This is a genomic window from Burkholderia sp. DN3021 (assembly GCF_049805555.1).
In the GTDB taxonomy this organism is placed as follows: domain Bacteria; phylum Pseudomonadota; class Gammaproteobacteria; order Burkholderiales; family Burkholderiaceae; genus Burkholderia; species Burkholderia pyrrocinia_C.
Window position 1 is genome coordinate 1 of the sequence record NZ_JBNCAB010000277.1, and the last position, 550, is coordinate 550.

The following is a 550-nucleotide window of genomic DNA, read 5'->3' on the forward strand; positions in this document are numbered from 1 at the left end:
CGATACCGCAATATCGGCCAGCAGGCTCGGATGCGCGATGCCGTGCTCGATCGGCAGGCTGGGCATCGCGGGCTGTTCGATGTGGCCGCAATCAGGACAGCACAGCTTGTGGCGAATCGTGCGGATCACTTTGAACGCGGCCGTCACGCGGGCGAGCTGCTCGGATACATCCTCGCCAAGTCGCTGCATCGTCGTCGCGCACTTGGGGCAAGCCGGATCCGGCGTGAGCTCGATTTCGTCGCGTGGCAAGTGCGGCGGCAGCGGCTCTCGCGTGGGCGCTCGACCGGGTGGCGCCTTCGACATCTTGTCTCGCTGCCCTCGCATCTCTGCAGCACCCTGGCCGGCCGTCAGGTCTTCCAACTGCGCCTCGAGTTTATCGATCTGCCGGGCCAGTTTCTCGGACTTGCTCCCGAAGTACATCCGCCTGAGCTTGTCGATCTGCGCCTTCAGGCGCTCGATTTCGTCGTCGCGGACGGCGATCTCCCGCACCATGGTTGCGATCGAGGCTTGCTGTTCAAGCAGCGACGCCTGCTGCGCGAGCACCAGGGCC

At 65.1% G+C, this 550-nt stretch carries 1 protein-coding gene; it reads right to left on the minus strand.

The annotated features are described in order from the left end of the window. On the minus strand, positions 1-550 hold a 550-nt coding region (locus tag ACPUER_RS37075; protein WP_425133617.1), incomplete at both ends, for an IS66 family transposase zinc-finger binding domain-containing protein.